The following is an 18166-nucleotide window of genomic DNA, read 5'->3' on the forward strand; positions in this document are numbered from 1 at the left end:
GGCGGCGGAGCGTCCGACACCAATATACATATATCGATATACCTGAAGGAGCAAACAATAGTTTGAAACCATAAGGCGAGCCCCTACAGTCACGCCCATGCATGATTTGGCGTTCGTTTTCGCGGGGTTCGCGGTGGGCCTGATCGTCGGCCTCACCGGGGTCGGCGGCGGCTCGCTGATGACACCCGTGCTGATCTTCTTCTTCGGCGTCAAGCCCCATCTGGCCGTCGGCACGGACCTGCTGTTCGCCGCCTTCACCAAGATGGGCGGCACGGTGAGCCTGGCCCGCCAGCGCCTCGTACCCTGGCGCGTGGTGGCCCTGCTGTGCGCCGGCAGCATCCCGTCCGCCCTCCTGGCCCTCCAGGCCCTGCGCACCATCGGCCCCACGAGCGCCACCGCGCAGCAGTTGATGACCACCACCCTGGGCGGCGCCCTGCTGCTCACGGCGGCCGCCACGCTGTACAAGGCCTTCGCCTTCTCCCCGGCGCGGCAGGCCGCAGAGCGCGCTGCCCGCCAGAACGAGGGCCGGCAGGCCGACCGCCCCCGCCACTGGAGCCTGCCCGTGCTGCTGGGCGCGCTGATCGGCACGCTGGTCACCTTCACCTCCGTGGGTGCCGGCGCGATCGGCGTCACCGTGCTGCTGATGGTGTTCCCCCTGCTGCCGCTGCCGCGCGTGATCGCCGCGGACATCGCCTATGCCGTGCCGCTGACGCTGGTGGCGGGCCTGGGCCATGCCACCCTCGGCTCCGTGGATTGGCCGCTTCTCGCACAATTGCTGGCGGGCTCGCTGCCGGGCATCTGGCTGGGCTCGCGGCTCGTGTCCCGCGCGCCGGAGCGGCTCATCCGCTCGGCCCTTTCCGTGCTGCTCGCCTGGGCGGGCGCCAAACTGGTTCTGATCTGAGTGCGCCCGCGAGGCGTGCAACCCCACCATGTACCAATACACAGAATTCGACCAACAGTTCATCCGCCTGCGCGCGGAACAGTACCGTGACCAGCTGGAGCGCTTCCAGGCGGGCAAGCTCTCCGGCGACGAGTTCAAGCCGCTGCGCCTGCAAAACGGCTGGTACGTGCAGCGCTATGCGCCCATGCTGCGCGTGGCCGTGCCCTACGGCGAACTGTCCAGCGGCCAGCTGCGCGTGCTGGCCCGCATCGCCCGCGACTACGACATCCCCGAGCCGGCGCTGCTGGCCGAGGCCCAGGCCACGCAGGAGAAACTCGGAGACATCCCGCTCGCCGACGGCCGCCGCATCGGCACGCGCCTGAACTATGGCTACGGCCACTTCACCACGCGCACGAACGTGCAGTACAACTGGATCCCCCTGGACAAGAGCGCCGACGTGATGGATCTGCTGGCCTCCGTGCACATGCACGGCATCCAGACCAGCGGCAACTGCATCCGCAACATCACGAGCGACGCGCTGGCCGGCATCGCGGCCGACGAGATCGCCGATCCGCGGCCCTTCGCCGAGATCCTGCGCCAGTGGAGCACGCTGCACCCCGAGTTCGCCTTCCTGCCGCGCAAGTTCAAGGTGTCGCTCAACGGCGCCCGCGAAGACCGCGCCGCGCTCGGCTGGTACGACGTGGGCCTGCAGCTCGTGAAGAACGAGGCCGGCGACCTGGGCTTTCAGGTGCGCGTGGGCGGCGGCATGGGGCGCACGCCGGTCATCAGCCCGGTGGTGCGCGAGTTCCTGCCCTGGAACCAGCTCATGAACTACCTGGAGGCCGTGATCCGCGTCTACAACCGCTACGGCCGCCGCGACAACCTCTGGAAGGCGCGCATCAAGATCCTCGTGAAGTCCGAGGGCCAGACCTACGTGGACCAGGTGGAAGAGGAATTCCGCCAGATCGTCGAGGTGGAGGGCGGCCCCCATACCATCACGCAGGCCGAGTACGACCGCGTCGCCGCCTGCTTCCACGACCCCGTGCCCGACGTGGGCGGCGCGGATGCCGAGAGCCAGACGCTCTCGCTGCTGCGCGCGGCCGCCGAGGGCGACCAGGGCTTCGGCCGCTGGCTCACGCGCAACGTGCTGCCGCACCGCCATCCGCTGCTGCGCGCCGTGGTGCTGTCGTTCAAGCGCGTCGGCCATGCGCCCGGCGACGCCACGGCCGACCAGATGGACGCGGCCGCCGACCTGGCCGACCGCTACTCCTGCGGCGAGGCGCGCGTGACGCACGAGCAGAACCTGGTGCTGCCCTGGGTGCGCGCCGACCAGTTGCCCGCGCTCTACCAGGAAGCGCGCGCGCTGGGCCTGGCCCAGCCCAACATCGGCCTGCTGACCGACATGATCGCCTGCCCCGGCGGCGACTTCTGCTCGCTGGCGAATGCGCGCTCGCTGCCCATCGCCGAAGCCATCACCGAGCGCTACCAGGACCTGGACGAGCTGTGGGACCTGGGCGAGATCGACCTGCACATCAGCGGCTGCATCAACTCCTGCGGCCACCACCACAGCGGCCACATCGGCATCCTGGGCGTGGACAAGGACGGCAAGGAGTGGTACCAGATCACGCTCGGCGGCGCCGACGGCACCGACCTGTCGGGCCCGGCCGTGCCCGGCAAGATCATCGGGCCGTCCTTCAGCGCGGCCGAAGTGCCCGGCGTGATCGAGGCGCTGCTGGCCACCTACCGCGACCAGCGCCAGCCGCTGTCGCCCGAGGCGACCGGCAGCGCCCGCGGCCAGAAGCACGAGCACTTCATCGACACCGTGCGCCGCGTCGGCATCGAGCCCTTCAAGGCCGCCGCCAACGCCGCCCGCCATCCCGCCGAGAGCGTGGCCGCCTGAGCCCCGAGCACCGCATTCCCACGAGAGACACCATGAAAATCATCGCCGCCCACGATCCGGCCGCCACCGAGCCGGGGCACCATGTGCTGGCCATGCCCAACGACGCCGATCCGCTCGTGCAGGACCTGGCTGGCATCGAGCGCATCGACCTGCATTTTCCCAAGTTCACCGACGGCCGCGCCTTCAGCCAGGCCCGCCTGCTGCGCCAGCGGCGCGGGTTCCGCGGCGAGATCCGAGCCACCGGCGACGTGCTGATCGACCAGCTCGTGCAGATGGCGCGCTGCGGCTTCGACGTGGCCGTGCTGCGCGAGGGCGTGGACCTGGCCGACGCGCAGCGCCAGTTCGACCGCTTCCACGCCTTCTACCAGGGCGACGCCGCGCACCCCCTGCCCCATTTCCGGGATGCCGCCTGACTCGGCCCCCGCCCCCTATTCAACGAGCTTCCACGAGCCGACGCATGAACGCCCGCACCGAAGAACCCCATATGCTGAACCAGCTCAGCAACCGCCATCTCGACGCGCTGGAGGAAGAGACCATCTTCATCCTGCGCGAGGTGGCCGCCGCCTTCGAACGCCCTGCCCTGCTCTTCTCGGGCGGCAAGGATTCTCTGGTGATGCTCAAGTGCGCAGAGAAGGCATTCGTGGACACGAAGGGGGCCTCCGGTAGCCAGGGCCGAATCCCCTACCCGCTGCTGATGATCGACACGGGCCACAACTTCCCCGAGGTCACGGATTTCCGGGACTTCCGCGCGAAGGAACTGGGCGCCGAGTTGATCGTGCGCAGCGTGGAGGATTCGATGGCGCGCGGCACCGTGCGCCTGGCCCATCCCGGCGAGAGCCGCAACGTGCACCAGTCGGTGACTCTGCTGGAGGCCATCGAGGAATTCCGCTTTGACGCGCTGATCGGCGGCGCGCGGCGCGACGAGGAAAAGGCCCGCGCCAAGGAACGCATCTTCTCGCACCGCGACAGCTTCGGCCAATGGCAGCCGAAGGCCCAGCGGCCCGAGCTGTGGACGCTGTTCAACACGCGCCTGGCCCCGGGCGAGCACTTCCGCGTGTTCCCCATCAGCAACTGGACCGAGCTGGACGTGTGGCAGTACATCGACCGCGAGCAGATCGCCCTGCCCTCGCTCTACTACGCGCACCAGCGTGCCGTGGTCGAGCGCAAGGGCCTGCTCGTGCCGGTGACCGAACTCACGCCGCCCCGCGATGGCGAAGAGGTGGTGGCGCGCGAAGTGCGCTTCCGCACCGTGGGCGACATCACCTGCACCTGCCCGGTGGCCAGCAGCGCCGCGACGGCGGCGGACATCGTGATCGAGACGCTGGCGGCCGAGGTGAGCGAGCGCGGTGCCACGCGCATGGACGACAAGACATCCGACGCCTCGATGGAGAAGCGCAAGAAGGACGGATACTTTTGAAGACATCCCCTGAGGTGCTGTGCGCCTTCCCCCTTCTCTCGCCGGCTGCGCCCGGCAGGACGGGGGACACCGCCAGTGCGGCGGGGCGGCCCTTGCTCGGCGGTTCTCGCCTGGGCCGCGTCCATTTTTAACGCCCCGCGTGGGCGACTGAAAGAGCTGGATGACAAACACGACTGATTCGATGGCTGCCAAAGCAGCCACTGCCACCTCGGCAGGCCGGGACGACCACGACGCGGCGCTGCGCTTCATCACCTGCGGCAGCGTGGACGACGGCAAGAGCACGCTGATCGGGCGCCTGCTGGTGGACAGCCGCGCCGTGCTGCAGGACCACCTGGCCGGAGTGACGCGCGGCGGGGAGACCGACCTGGCGCTGCTTACCGACGGCCTGTCGGCCGAGCGCGAGCAGGGCATCACCATCGACGTGGCCTACCGCTACTTCGCGACCGAGACGCGCAAGTTCATCATCGGCGATGCGCCGGGCCACGAGCAGTACACCCGCAACATGGTCACGGCCGCCTCCAGCGCCGACGCGGCAGTGGTGCTCGTCGATGCCACCAAGCTCGACTGGCGCGATCCGCAGCTGGCGCTGCTGCCGCAGACGCGCCGCCACTCCCTGCTGGTGCACCTGCTGCGCGTGCATTCGCTGGTGTTCGCCGTGAACAAGCTCGACGCGGTGGATGATCCGGCCCTCGCATGGCGTCACATCCGGGCCGCACTGGAAGCCTTCGCCCAGGCGGCCGGCATCGCCGTGCGCGCCACCGTGCCCGTCTCCGCGCTCAAGGGCTGGAACGTGGTCGATGCGCAACCCGGCTGGTGCGGCTACGAGGGCCCGAGCCTGCTGCAGATCCTGGAGCAGTTGCCCCACACACCGGCCGATACCGGGCTGGCGCTGGCCTTCCCGGTGCAATGGGTGGAGAAATTCTCGTCCTCGTCAGACACCACGCAGGGCCGCCGTGTGTTCTGGGGCCGCGTCGCCGCCGGCCAGGTCGCGCCCGGCACGGAAGTGCAGGTGTTCCCGAGCGGCCAACTCGCCCGCGTGGCGCAGGTGCTCGACCACGCGCGCCGGCCGCACACCGTGCAGGCCGGCACCAGCGCGGGCATCATCCTCGACCGCGAGGTGGACGTCTCGCGCGGCGACTGGATCCTGGCCGCACCCGCCCCCGCGGCGGCCACCGCCGCCGACGATTTCGACACCCCGGCGCCGGTGCCCGCCTGGCCGGCGCGCCGCGAGGTCCGCGCCACCGTGGCCTGGATGGACGACGAGCCCCTGGTGGCCGGCCGCGTGTACTGGGCGCTGCACGGCCACCGCTGGGTCAAGGCCAAGGCGCAGCGCGTGGTGCACCGCCTGAACATCCATACGCTCGCAGAGGAAGAAGCCGCCCAGCTGGAGCCCAACGCCATCGGCCACGTGGATCTGCTGCTGCAGGAGGCCCTGCCCGCCGCGCCGTTCGGCCAGGCCCGCGTGCTGGGCTCCCTGATCCTCGTGGACACCGCGAGCCACCGAACCGCCGCAGCCGTGCTGGTGAACTGAACCGGCCCCCCTCCCGCCCTTCCTGCGACGGTGCAAGGGGCGCAGGGAGCCTCCGGCCCGAACCGCCCTAAAATTGCGGGTTACCCCGACCCAAAGACTGCCTCTCATGACTCACGTCGTCTCCGAAAACTGCATCAAGTGCAAGTACACCGATTGCGTGGACGTGTGCCCCGTGGACTGCTTCCGCGAAGGCCCGAACTTCCTCGTGATCGACCCCGACGAGTGCATCGACTGCGCCGTGTGCATTCCCGAGTGCCCGGCCAACGCGATCTACGCCGAGGAAGACCTGCCCGCCGACCAGCAGGCCTTCATCAAGCTCAACGCCGAGCTCGCCCCGCAATGGAAGAGCATCACCAAGCGCAAGGCCTCGCTGCCCGACGCCGACGAGTGGAACGGCAAGCCCGGCAAGATCGCCGACCTCATCCGCTGAAGCATGGAGACATCCCCCCGGGCGACTGCGCCGCTCCTCCCTTCTCTGGCGGCGCTCCGCTGGCCGGAAGGGGGGCGACGCCAGCGCTGCGGGGCGGCCCTTGCGCGGCGTCCGTGATGGAAAACGCTCCCTTCATCAAAGCCGATGCCGTGGTCATCGGCGCGGGGCCCGTGGGGCTCTTCCAGGTCTTCCAGCTCGGCCTGCAGGGCATCGCCGCACATGTGGTGGACGCCCTGCCCCACGTCGGCGGCCAGTGCGCCGAGCTCTATGCCGACAAACCCATCTATGACATTCCGGGCGTGCCCTTGTGCACCGGCCGCGAGCTGGTGGCGTTGCTGACCCGGCAGATCGCGCCGTTCTCCCCGCAACTGCACCTCTCCCAGCGCGTCGAGACGCTGCAGCCCGCCCCCGACGGCGGCTTCCTGCTCGCCACCGATGCCGGCACCACACTCCATGCACGCACCGTGTTCATCGCGGCCGGCGTGGGGGCCTTCGTTCCGCGCACGCTCAAGATAGACGGCATCGAGCGCTTCCATGGCACCCAGGTGTTCCACCACGAAGCGCCCGCGCCCACCCGCGGCCGGCACGTGGTCGTCCTGGGCGGCGAAGACACGGCCGTGGCCCGTGCCACCGCCTGCGCGGAGCCCGGCCCCGAGGCCGCCGCGAGCGTCACCCTCGTGCACCGCCGCGATGCCTTCCAGGCGCCTCCCCAGGATCTTGCCCGGCTGCAGGCACTGCGCGACAGCGGCCGCATCCGCGTGATGGCCGCCCAGGTCGTCGGCATCGAGGCCGCGGGCCCGGCAGCGGATTCGGGAGTGGATCGGCTGGCGGCCGTACGCCTCCTCGCCCCCGACGGCTCGGAGCACGGCCTGCCGCTGGACACGCTGCTGCTGTGCCTGGGCGTGTCGCCGCGCCTGGGCCCCGTCGCCGACTGGGGACTGGCGCTGGAGCGCAAGCAGGTGAAGGTGGAAACGGCCACTTTTTCCGCGGGGGTCCCGGGCCTCTACGCCGTCGGCGACATCAACACCTACCCCGGCAAGCGCAAGCTCATCCTCTGCGGCTTCCACGAAGCCACGCTGGCTGCCTTCGCGGCGGCGGAGCACCTGGCCGGCGCGCCGGTCGCCCTGCAATACACGACCACCAGCACCCGCCTGCAGGAGCGCCTCGGCGTCGCCGCCTGACACCCCTGCGTCCAGGACAAAAGACGAAGGCCCCTGGCATCGCTGCCAGGGGCCTTCGCCCGACGCCATCCCCCTCCCAGAGGTGGCGCCCATTCTTTACTTCTTGTTATTGCGACGTACTCGCTTCTCCTCCCTGGCCGTGGCGGCCATGTTCTCTCGTGTTCAATCCGCGATCACCTGCAGGGCCGCCCCCACGCGGTGGGCATGCGCACAGAGCGTCTTGAGCTCGCGCAGGAAATCGCTCAGCGGGGTGTAGGGCAGCCGGTGCAGCACGCCATCGCACTCGCTGCTCCAGCACAGCAGGTCGGAGCCATGCACCTGCATTTCGGCGCAGGTGCCGTGGTAGTGCCGCCAGAAGGCGGACAGGTGGCCCTGTTCGGGCGCCGCGCCCATCACGTGCTGGTAGTACGACGCCCACAGGGTTTGCGGCTGCCACAGGGATCCCGCGGCGGCGCGCCTGGAGGCATGCACTCCGGAGGCGAGGGTGATACATCGCATCGCACCGTCCCTGCCTGCGTCAGGTGCCGGCCCGGACGGGACCAGGACGGCGGGCTGCGCCATGGACGGAGCCCCTGTGCGGGAATCCGCCGTTCTGCCGAAGGGTTTGCGGTTGCTGCATGGCTTTTCTCTCGAAGGTCAATGGCCCGGTCCGGTATCCGGCGCCGGTGGCCCCCTCTCTGCTACGGTCTGGTTCTTGTAGCGCCTGCTATTGCAGCGCAGTGACCGTAATCTAGAGAAAAGTCGCGCAACAACCCATTACATGCGATTACAGGCCGGGCAGGTCACGGCTGCGCCCCGGGCCGCTCGCCCTCGAGCCGGCCGCCCTTGCGGATACGGAAGGCGTAGTCCCCGAACCGGACCTCCCCGCGGCGGCGCTCCACCACGGCCACGGTCTCGCCCGCCCCGCCCAGGGCGTTCTGGATCTGCCGACGCGCGCGGAACAGCTGGATGTTCAGGTACGGCACATCGACCCCCAGCATGCGCGCGAGGGCGTCGATGGCGAGCCAGCCCTGGCTGGCCATGGGAACGCCGCGCAGGGCATCCTGCAGGCGCTGGCGTGCGAGCGTGAGCAGGGTGTAGTGGTGGATGCGCTCGCCCAGGGACAGCGACTGGCCTCCCAGCTGGATGTCCAGGCAGACGTGCTCCTCGTCCTGGCTCACGTCGAAATCGAACAGCGGGGCCGGCAGTGCCGAGGCCGGCGGCATGCGCGGTACATCCTGCGTGGCGCCCAGGTCTTCGCAGAGCACGAACTCCCAGCGCTGCCCGCCCGCCTGGACGACGTGGCCGTCCAGCAGCGGCTGCACCTGGTCCATGCGGTCCCACCACCAGCGCCCTTCGGACTGGAACACGTTGGATTCGGCCGCGGAGGCATGGGGCAGCAGGTTTTCCTGGATGTCCAGCACCCGCAGCACGGGCTCGCCCCCGAGCGGCCAGAGGCCGGTCCGGGGCGGCGAGGCATCGACCAGGGTCCACGCGGCCGCAGCAGAGGCCCCGAAACGGATTTCGGAGCCTTCCGCCAGTCCGTGCCAGTGGGCGGGCTGCAACCGCACGCCGTCCAGCAGGGTGCCGTTGCGGCTCTGGTCGGCGACCTCCCAGCGCATGCCGGACCAGCGCACGATGGCATGGAGCTTGGACACATCGGCCTCCTGCAGCACCGTGCGGCATGAATCCGGGTGCCGGCCGAAAGTATGCAGGGGACGGAGCACGATGCTCCGGCCGCTCGGAAGGTTGCGCAAAATCGCCATCGTGCTCCGCAGGAACGCTTTCAGGTCAGACGTAGAGGGGCCAGGAATTGAGGTCGCCCTCGTCCCGTGCGGCATCGCGCCACCCCATCGCCACGGGTACGCGCGACAGGCGGGGGTTCGCGAGCTCCGGCCAGATATGGCAGGCGCCGGGAAGCGTGGTCTTGACGGTGCGCAGCGGAACGTCCGGGCGCGAGTAATCGTGCACCACCACTTCCAGGCCGCAGCTCCGGGCCGCCTCCACGCAGGCCGCGATGTCCGAACGGATGCCGCCGCCTCCGCCCGTTCCCGTGCGGGCGCGGACAGCGGCCGCAATGCGGTGATTATCTCCTCCTTCCGGCTGGAGGAACCCGGGAAATGTCTTGCGCAGGCCGTTCCAGTGTGCAGGCAGTGTCCTGCCCACCGCCACCAGCTGTACCAGTTCGGTCAGTGCCCGCTCGCAGGCCATTTCGGCATCGAGGCTGCACCCGAAGCCCAGCGCCCAGTCATGGCCGGGGCGGCAGCCCACGGCAGCCACCACCGGGATGCCGAGGTCGTGGGTCAGGTCCAGTGCCCAGAAGCTCCAGCCGCTGCCCAGGGTGGAACGTACGCGGCGGACGTGTTCGGGAGCGATGCGGCCGAGATCGAACGCGGGCATGGCCAGTTCGTTGTACCACCAGATCGCCGTGGCGTCGCGCTCGACCACCTCCAGCAGCCCCTGCAGGACAGCCTCCTCCACGCAATTGCCGGCGGCGCAGCCGTTCGAGTTCCACTCGCCGTAGCGGGACCAGCGCTCGGGTACGCCCGCATAACAGTGGGCGAGCGGCAGGAAGCACGGCGCCCCGCGCGTGAGGGACCAGGCGGGGGTCCAGGCCAGCGGCGTCCCGGCGGGATGGGCCAGGGTGCGGCGGACGCGGTCGTCCCCCGGGCCGCAGTGCGCACGCTGCCGGTCGCTCACGAACACCAGCGAGCGCGGCCCGGAGGCCGGAGCGGGCAGCGCGTCCTCACATGCCTCGGTCCAGGCTTCGTCGCCCTGGAAGCCCGCGGCGTAGCGCTCCACCGCCTCGCACAGCGCACTCGCCTGCGCCTGGGCGGCGGTCATGCCCTTGCCGAGGCACCAGCGCGCAGCCACCGGGCCACCTTCCTGCGGGCCGGCCGGATGGAAGGCACTGCGATAGACCGTGATGGCGCCGGCTTCCGCCAGGGGCAGCGGCGAGCACTCCGTCACCACGCCGGCCCACGCGCCGACGGAGGGCTGCACGGCCTGGACCGTAGCTTCAGGCGGTACCGTGCGGGAGCCACCCCGCGCGCCCGGCACGGCATTCACATCGCGCAGCTGCACGGGCTGCCAGGCCTGTCGCTCCATCCACCCGGCATCCCCGCACTGCGGGCATTGGGGCCGCCGCGGCGCCGCCTCCCATGCTTCCGAATGACCCTCACCTCCGGCCGGCGCCTGGGAGTTGCCGAGCACGGCAAACCGCCCCGGCACGGCATGGGCCAGCAGGCGGTGCACGGCTTCGTGCGCCTGGCGCCAGCGCGAGGCCCGGCCCGCCGGGTCGCTGAACAGGGGCACCATCCCGTGCGAGCCCGGAACCTCCCGCTCCAGCCAGGCGCGCCCCGGACTGTTGCGCCGCAGGCGGTGCAGAAAGCAGTGCCAGCACGGCCCGGGCCCGCCCGGACGCAGCAGGGGGCCGGCGATGGCCTGCGCGCCGCCCAGGCGCACCGGCATCCACCAGCGTGACCGGCCCGCATGGAGGGCGCGCTCCCACTCCCCCGCCAGCCGGGGATCGAAATAATCTTCGCACAGCACGAGGTCCACTTCCGCCATGGCGCCATCCACCGAGGCGCGCCAGGCCGGCTGTCCGCCGGGTCCTGCCAGCCAGGTCACGCTGCCGGCGTCGCCCTCTTCATGCACCGGCGCGGCATCCACGCGGGGAACGGCCCAGCCACCGGGAGCTGCGCCGTGCGCGAAGAGATCACCGCGGCGCGCCAGCGCCTCCATCGCCGACAGCAGGCCGGGGAGGCGCAGCGGATCGCCACCGGCCGCGCACCAGGCCGCGGGGGCCAGTGCACCGTCCACCAGTTGCGCGAGAATGGCCGACTCCGCGAAGGGCAGAAAAAACGCGCCCGCCTCCTCGACCAGGATCGGGGCGGAGGGGGTGGACGTGGCAGACAGGGCTGCAGGGCGCTGCACCACGCGGAAGCGGGGGTGCCAGCAAGGCACGGTATGAAACCAATCCATGGGCGTCCAGAGAGTATCGGGAGTGTGGCTGGCGCACGAGGCGGCACCAGGGTAGAGAGCCACGACCGCGCGTGGCGCCGGGACCGCAGCCGGGCACGGCTCAGGGGATGTGCTCCAGGCAGACCACGGCATAGGGCACCTGGCCATGGCGCCCGCGGAATTCGTCCTCGAACCGCTGGTGCGCTTCGGAAAACAGGCCGAAGGGCCGGCATTCCTGCAGCACGCAAAAGCCCGTGCTCCCTTCCACCAGCGCGGCGGCGTCGCGGAATCCGCTGACCACCGGCAGCATGGCGGGGCCCGCCTGCCAGGCGGCGATCGGGACGAAATCCGGATGCAGGTAGTCGAGCACCACGCGGCAGCCGCAGCCTTCGCGCCGCGCGCGCGCCGCCAGCCGCTCCAGCAGGTGGAGGACGTCCTCCGGGGGCACATAGGGCGCCACGCCTTCGAGCAGGACAAGAAAGTGCCGGCCAGGCTGCCAGGGCATGGCGTCCAGCCATGCCCCGTCCTGCAGTGCGCCCGCCACCTGCAGGCCCGGCAACGGTGCCGCGACCGAAGGCAGGAGCAGGCGGCGCAGGGCGATGACTTCCGGCAGATCGGCATCGATCCACTCGACGCCGGGCAGGGACGGCGCCAGCCGGCCCTGGCGGGTGCACAGGCCCACGCCCAGGCTGGCCACGGCATGGACGGGCCGCTCGGCGCAGGCCTGCAGCAACAGGCGGTCGAAGACGCGGCTGCGCACCACCACGGCCCGCACCAGCGCGGGGTCGTCCGCAGCGCGGCGCAGGTCCCAGGGGCACTGCGCCAGCAACGGCGCGGCCCAGGGATCCACCCATGCGGCATCGGTCTCGCATGCCAGCGGGGAGGCCCGCGCGCTCAAGGTAAGCGCCAGGGTGGCGGAACTGCCGCGCAGGGCCTCCCAGGCCCCGGCGAGGCCGGCCGCCCCTTCAGGTGGCACGGCAGGCACTCAGCAGGTGAACGGGTAGGCGCTGCCGGTGTTGTTGTACGACGTGAGCGAGATCGGCCAGAAATCGCGGGCTTCCGGTGCGTTCGGATAGTTCAGCACGATGCGGTTCTTGATCTTGCTGCCGTCCGGGTTGAGCTGGTTCCAGTGCCCCTTGCCTGCATCCCAGGTCAGCGCCTTGTTGGGCGTGAACCGGATGGAGAAGTTGAAGGGGTTGTTGTAGCCCAGCCATTGGCTCAGCAGGCCGGCCGCATCGCTGCACCGGGGATTCAGCAGCTCGTCGCGGAACTCCTTGGACTGCCAGGCGAGCGCGATGGCGCGCAGCACCACGCCGCCGAAGGCCAGCAGGGAGCCGGGGTCTCCGCCCGGGATGCCCAGGCCGGTGGGCAGTGCGCCGCCCACGATGCCGGGCGGCACGTGCTCCTCGTTGCTGATGTCGGCGGTCGCGCCCATGAGCGTGGGGAACAGCTGGTAATAGCTGGCCAGCGCCTCGGCGGCACGGTCGGAGGGCGCCTCGGGGAACACGATCTCGAAGGCGTCGTCCAGACCGATCCAGCCCGCGGTCAGCTCGGGCTTCCACAGGGTCTGGTCGAGCGGGTTGTCGCTGCGCTCCAGGGACACGTCGAGCCAGGGCCAGATGGTCTTCAGCCCGAAGTCCTTGGCGAGCTGCGGCTGGATGTCCTTCTGTGCGAGCAGGCGGTCGCGGTAGTCGGTCTCGTACCAGGACTTGGCGATGGCGCGCAGATAGGCCAGCCGGAACTCCAGCAAGGGATCGCCGGGCTGTTGCTGAATGGAACTCATTGGAATCCTCCCCTCATCGTCATCGAATTCAACACACGAATGCCCCGAGCTCGGGGCGCATACCCAACAAGGACTGCAACCGCTCTTCGTCGCTGGCAGTGCAGGATGCGGGATCCACATGGCGCAGGCGTGACAGCGCATGCGCCTCCACCCGGTATTTGCCGCCCTCCCGGGCGACCCGGACCGCCTGGCGCAGGCAGTCCGCGGCCTCGCCGGCGCGCGCACCTTCCTGCAGCACGCAGGCGGCCTTTTGCAGCCACAATTCCGCAGTGTATATGCCCTCACCCAGTTCGCGCGTGAGTTCGATGCAGTGTTCCAGGCGGCCGGCGGCGTCGCTCCAGCGGCCCTGTCGCGCCAGGATGTCGGCGCAGAAGGCCCGGTAGTAGGTCTGGCAGTATTGGCAGCCGATGCCCCGGAGCGCCTCGATCATTCCATCGGCCCCGGCCAGGTCGCCCACCACCCAGCAGCGGATGACCTCCGCATACCCGCGGAAGGCCGGCAGGCCATAGCGCCCGGACAGCTCGATCAGCTCATCGACCACCTGGCGGGCGCCTTCGACGTCCTGCCGCCCCAGGTAGCCCAGCGCCTGGTAGAGCATGGTGATCCCCATCGAGGGAATGTGCGCGAGGGCCCGTGCACGCTCCACCGCGCGTACGCCATCCTCGTTCGCCAGCGCGTCGTGACCGGCGCCCCAGCGGACCAGGGACCGTGCGGCCAGCGCCCACGACACGGTGTCGAAGCCCAACTGCGCGGCATGGTGCTTCGAGGCATCGCCATGGCGCTCGTCGATGGCTTCGGAGAGGTACCGCTCCGCTTCATCGAAGCGGCCTTCGGAATAGAAGGCGAGCCCGATCCAGGTGCAGGCGGCCACCAGGATGCCCGCGTCCCCCTGCCGGCGCGCCAGCTCTTCCAGTTGCAGGCTCAGGCGCATGACCTCGGCGCGATGGCTCGCCACGTGGTGGTAGGTGAGCATGAGCCAGATGTGCTGCACCCGCAGGTCCACCGAGATGTCGCGCTCCACCAGCCCCCGGGACTGCTCGATGCGCTGCTCCACCTGGGGATGCGCCCACCCGTACTTGTTCATGAGCGCCTGCAGCACGTAGCCGTCCAGCGCGAGCCGCGGCTCCCAGCGGTCGGGCTCCTCCAGGCGGTCGATCCACTCCTCCACCGTGCGCGAGTAGGTGATGGTCTCGTCGTTCAGCGAGCGGTGCTGCGTCATGCGCAACTGGGCGAGCCCCGCCGGCACCGCGTTCGCAAAATCCCTCGCCAGCGCATAGTGGTGCGCCAGCAGGCCGGGCTCCTCGTCGCGCACGCGCGGGCGCCGCTTCAAGATCACCGCGGCAGCCACGCCGTGCATGTGCGAGCGCTGCGTCGTCAGCATGCTGTCGTAGGCGGCGTCGCGGATCAGCGCATGGCGGAACAGGTAGTGGCCCGCGGCATCCGCCGGCATGAGCAGGCCCACGTCCACCAGGGACCGCAGGTTGTCCTCCACCTCCTGCATGCCGCAGTCCGGCAGCCACTCGGCATCGAACCGCCGCCCCCAGATCGAGGCCCAGCGCAGCACCTCGCGTGCCGGGCCGAGCTGCATGAAGCGGCTTTCCAGCGAGTCGCGCAGGGTGATCGGAATGCCCTTCAGGTCGGCCTGGTCCTGGAAATCCCACACGCCCTCCCGCTCGACCAGACAGGTCTCCAGCAGAGTGCGCGCCAGTTCCTGGATGAAGAGCGCGACACCGTCGGTGCGGGCGACCACATGGTCGATGACTGCCTGCGACACCCGTCGCGGCGCCAGCACGTGGCGCACCATGGATGCGGCGTCGGCCGGCCCCAGGCGGCCCACCTCCAGCCGCCGCAGCGCGCCGGCCATGGGCAGCGGCGCCTCCCATTCGGGCCGGGCCGTGAGCAGCAGCATCCAGCGCTGGTCCGCCATGGCGCCGGCGAGCGCCGCCAGCCACTCGAGCGTCGCGGAATCCGCCCAATGCAGGTCCTCGACGAACAGCAGCACCGGTGCGGTGCGCGCCCGCGTCTGCAGCCATCGCTGAGACGCCTCCATCAGCAGCGCCTTCTGCAGCGCGGGGGCGATGTCCACCACCTGGTGCCGGCCGACCTGCAACGACAGCCAGACGCAGAAGATCGGCAGCACGCGCTCCACGTCGCAGCCGGACTCGGACAGCAAGGCAGAAAGGCGCTCGACGATGGCGTCGTCGGGGGCCTCCGGGTCGCCGCACTGCGCGCGCACGAGGGCCAGCATGGGCGCGAGGGCGCTGTTTTCCTGCTCGGGCCAGCAGGCGGTGCGCAACACCAGCCCCTCCCGCCCCTCCACCTGCGACAGGAAGGTTTCGCTCAGGCAGGATTTGCCGATGCCGGCCTCGCCGCGCACCAGCACCGCGCGCCCCTGCCCGGCGGCCGCGTCCCGCCAGCAGCGGCGCAGCGCCAGCAGCTCGCGCCACCGCCCCACGGCCTCGCGCAGCGGCTGGCGCACCGCCCCGGCAAGCTCCTGGGGCAGCATGCAGAAGGACGGTATCTCGGAAAGCGCGCCCGGCAGGCGCACGCCACCCTGCGGCACGAAGCGGGCATGGTGGCGCAGGCGCTGCCGCGCAGCCTCGCTGACGACGACCTGCCCCTCGGATGCCGCGACTTCCATGCGCATGGCGATGTCCAGCGCGCGGCACGGCACGACCGAGCCGCTTTCGATCAGGACGGAGCCCGTGTGCAGGCCGATGCGCACCTGCCAGTGCACCTCCGGGCCCGCATCCTCGGACGAGCGCACCAGCTCGCGCGAGATCTGGGCGGCCAGGCGGGCATCGGCCTCGGCATGGGAGGAGTAGCCGAGCGTGACCAGGAAATGCGCTCCGAGGGTGCCGCCCAGCGTGCCGCCGCGCTGCACGGCGACGTCGATCAGGCGGCGCAGCACGCTGCGCTGGAGCATCTCCCGGCGCTCGGCGGCCTCCTCGTCGGCCGGCTCGGGCGGCTGCGAGAAATAGACGCCGCAGTACAGCAGGGTGAGCTGCCGCTTTTCCTCGTGCGGCGTGCCGAAGGCCACCGTGGGCGCGATGGCGCTCGGGCCGGCGCCCGGGCGCGTGCGCAGGATGCCCACGAGGTCGTCCAGCCGCACGGCGGCCGAGCGCTCCCACAGCTGCCGGGCCGAGGTGGCGCGGTCCTGGCAGCGCTTGCGCAGGGCGCTGCGCAGCACCTCGGCCAGCGGGTGGCCGTGGATAGCCCGGGGGAGGCTGAATTCCTGCGGCGACAGCTGCCGCTGGTAGATCTCGGCGGTGGATTCGCCCGTGACCACCTTGCCGGTGAGGCACTCCAGGAAGATCAGGCCCCAGGCATAGAGATCGGCCTGGGGGGTCACGGCTTCGCCGCGCAACTGCTCCGGCGCGCTGTACGCGGGCGTGCCGACGTATTCGCCCTCGCGCGTGAGCTGGGTGGCCATCGCGTCGCCGAAGCCGGGCAGCAGCGTGCTGATGCCGAAATCCAGCACCTTGGCGTACGAGGTCAGGCCCGAGGCGCTGATCATGATGTTCTCGGGCTTGAGATCGCGGTGCGCGATGCCCGCATCGTGCGCGCAGGCGATGGCGTCCAGCACCTGCAGCATGAGGCGGCCGGCCTCGGCCGCAGGCAGCGCGCCCTGGTTCTGCAGCACCTGCCGCAGGGTCAGGCCCGGGACGAACTCGAACACCGCGAAGACGAACGGGCCACATACGCCCTCGTCCAGCAGTTGCACGATGTGCGGATGGTGGAGCCGGGCACAGGCCGCGATCTCGCGCCGGAACCGCTTGAAGAGGCGCTCGTCCTCGTCGATGCGGACGAACTTCAGCACCACCTTCTGGGCGGTCTGGCGATGGGTCGCGGAAAACACGATGCCATAGGAGCCCGTGCCGATCACATCCTGGAGCACGTAGCGCTGCATGAGTGCGTCCTGCGCGGAAAAGGCGTCCCGGATGTGCCCCGGGTCGGGAGTGCGGAAACTCATGCGTCCTCCCCTTCGCGCTGCGGGCGGCTCACAGGGCCCCTCCGGTCGCGGCCGGGTCGCGGTGGATGCGCTGCGCCACGGGCGCATGCCCATGGTCGAGCGGTCCGGCGCCCCGGCCGGTGCGCACCGGCGCCCCGGCCGTGATCGCGGCCTGCACGTAGGCATGCGCGGCAGCGACCGCCTCGCGCAGGCCGCTGCCCAGGGCCAGGTGGGCGGCGATGGCGGACGACAGGGTACAGCCCGTGCCATGGCCGTTGCGCGTCGAAATGCGCGCGGACCGCATGCGCAGTGGGGGCGTATGGTCCCGCTCGGCCAGGACGTCCACCAGCGCGTCGCCCGGCAGGTGGCCACCCTTGAGCAGCACGGCCTGGGCGCCGAGGCCCAGCAGCTCCTGCGCGGCGGCGTCCATCGCTCTCTCGTCCTGGATGGCACGGCCCAGCAGCATGCCGGCCTCGTCGAGGTTGGGCGTCACCACCGCAGCCAGTGGAAACAGCGACTCCACCAGCACGCGCACGGTGTCCGGCGCGATGAGGCGGTCGCCGCTGGTGGCCACCATGACGGGATCGAGCACCACGTGCGGCAGCGCATGCCGGCGGATCGCATCGGCCACCACCTCGGCGACCTCCGGAGCATGCAGCATGCCGATCTTGACCGCATCCACGCCGATGTCCTCCACCACCGCATCGATCTGGTCGCGCAGGATGGCGGCGGGCACGCCATGGATGGAGCGCACACCCTGCGTGTTCTGGGCGGTGATGGCCGTGATGGCGGTCATGCCGTAGCAGCCCAGGGCGGCGAAGGTCTTCAGGTCGGCCTGGATGCCCGCCCCGCCCCCGCTGTCGGACCCGGCAATGGACAAGACGCGCACGTAGCGGGATCCTTCCACGGTGCATGCTGCCGGCCGTGGTTCGAGAGGCTTGGAATTCATGTCAAAAATTATGGCGCATGCGCGATGTCAATGACGCCTTCCGCAGCGCTGTGCTGTAATTCAGCCAACGGACGAAACAGGGGTGCCGCGCCCGCCGGGCGCGGCTGAGAAAGACCCTCGGCACCCGATCCAGGTCATGCTGGCGTGGGGAGTTTCGACGGTGGACCGCCGCCTGTTCTCCGTGCCGCGCCTTCGCGCGCC

14 protein-coding genes and 1 riboswitch are annotated in these 18166 nt (G+C 70.5%); of the genes, 7 read left to right on the top strand and 7 right to left on the bottom strand.

The window, feature by feature from the left end; genetic code table 11:
* The first annotated feature begins 97 nt into the window (after positions 1-97).
* The 7 genes from BLR05_RS02950 (at position 98) to BLR05_RS02980 (ending at position 7339) form a co-directional block, all read left to right on the top strand.
* Positions 98-901, top strand: coding sequence for a sulfite exporter TauE/SafE family protein (locus BLR05_RS02950; protein WP_092832234.1), 804 nt, complete (start codon positions 98-100; stop codon positions 899-901).
* Positions 902-929: 28 nt separating this feature from the next.
* On the top strand, positions 930-2780 hold the full coding sequence (locus BLR05_RS02955) for a nitrite/sulfite reductase (RefSeq protein ID WP_092832235.1): 1851 nt from the start codon (positions 930-932) through the stop codon (positions 2778-2780).
* Positions 2781-2812: 32 nt separating this feature from the next.
* The gene (locus BLR05_RS02960; protein ID WP_011796130.1) at positions 2813-3193 is read left to right on the top strand and encodes a DUF934 domain-containing protein; all 381 of its coding nucleotides are present in this window, start codon (positions 2813-2815) and stop codon (positions 3191-3193) included.
* Positions 3194-3237: 44 nt separating this feature from the next.
* Positions 3238-4197: a sulfate adenylyltransferase subunit CysD gene (gene cysD, locus BLR05_RS02965; protein ID WP_092832237.1), complete on the top strand. Its 960-nt coding sequence runs from the start codon at positions 3238-3240 to the stop codon at positions 4195-4197.
* A 181-nt stretch (positions 4198-4378) separates the two neighbouring features.
* Positions 4379-5728, top strand: a complete 1350-nt coding sequence (locus BLR05_RS02970) for a sulfate adenylyltransferase subunit 1 (protein WP_092832238.1) — start codon at positions 4379-4381, stop codon at positions 5726-5728.
* Positions 5729-5834: 106 nt separating this feature from the next.
* Positions 5835-6158: a ferredoxin FdxA gene (fdxA, locus tag BLR05_RS02975; protein WP_011796133.1), complete on the top strand. Its 324-nt coding sequence runs from the start codon at positions 5835-5837 to the stop codon at positions 6156-6158.
* A gap of 116 nt (positions 6159-6274) precedes the next feature.
* Positions 6275-7339, top strand: coding sequence for an NAD(P)/FAD-dependent oxidoreductase (locus tag BLR05_RS02980; protein WP_092832240.1), 1065 nt, complete (start codon positions 6275-6277; stop codon positions 7337-7339).
* Between the two features lie 162 nt (positions 7340-7501).
* Here BLR05_RS02980 and BLR05_RS02985 read toward each other — a convergent pair whose 3' ends face one another.
* The 7 genes from BLR05_RS02985 to thiD all read right to left on the bottom strand — a co-directional run bounded on the left by BLR05_RS02985 (position 7502) and on the right by thiD (position 17965).
* Positions 7502-7837 carry a hypothetical protein gene (locus BLR05_RS02985; protein WP_092832472.1) on the bottom strand — a complete coding sequence of 112 codons (336 nt, stop codon included), beginning with the start codon at positions 7835-7837 and terminating at the stop codon, positions 7502-7504.
* A gap of 284 nt (positions 7838-8121) precedes the next feature.
* On the bottom strand, positions 8122-9084 hold the full coding sequence (locus tag BLR05_RS02990) for an FHA domain-containing protein (RefSeq protein ID WP_092832241.1): 963 nt from the start codon (positions 9082-9084) through the stop codon (positions 8122-8124).
* 25 nt (positions 9085-9109) lie between these two features.
* Complete coding sequence (locus tag BLR05_RS02995; protein ID WP_092832242.1) at positions 9110-11302, bottom strand: TOMM precursor leader peptide-binding protein; 2193 nt, start codon at positions 11300-11302, stop codon at positions 9110-9112.
* Positions 11303-11402: 100 nt separating this feature from the next.
* On the bottom strand, positions 11403-12257 hold the full coding sequence (locus BLR05_RS03000) for a class I SAM-dependent methyltransferase (protein WP_225979308.1): 855 nt from the start codon (positions 12255-12257) through the stop codon (positions 11403-11405).
* A gap of 9 nt (positions 12258-12266) precedes the next feature.
* Positions 12267-13064: a BMA_0021/BMA_0022 family TOMM bacteriocin gene (locus tag BLR05_RS03005; protein ID WP_092832244.1), complete on the bottom strand. Its 798-nt coding sequence runs from the start codon at positions 13062-13064 to the stop codon at positions 12267-12269.
* 28 nt (positions 13065-13092) lie between these two features.
* A complete protein-coding gene (locus BLR05_RS03010; RefSeq protein WP_092832245.1) occupies positions 13093-17037 on the bottom strand; it encodes a TOMM system kinase/cyclase fusion protein in 3945 nt (1314 codons plus the stop codon).
* 28 nt (positions 17038-17065) lie between these two features.
* Entirely contained in the window at positions 17066-17965 is a 900-nt protein-coding gene (gene thiD, locus BLR05_RS03015) for a bifunctional hydroxymethylpyrimidine kinase/phosphomethylpyrimidine kinase (RefSeq protein ID WP_092832246.1), read from the bottom strand.
* A 68-nt stretch (positions 17966-18033) separates the two neighbouring features.
* A riboswitch (TPP riboswitch) is annotated at positions 18034-18133 on the top strand.
* Positions 18134-18166: the final 33 nt, after the last annotated feature.

Origin of the sequence: Paracidovorax cattleyae (assembly GCF_900104515.1) — a bacterium.
GTDB classification, from domain to species: domain Bacteria; phylum Pseudomonadota; class Gammaproteobacteria; order Burkholderiales; family Burkholderiaceae_C; genus Paracidovorax; species Paracidovorax cattleyae.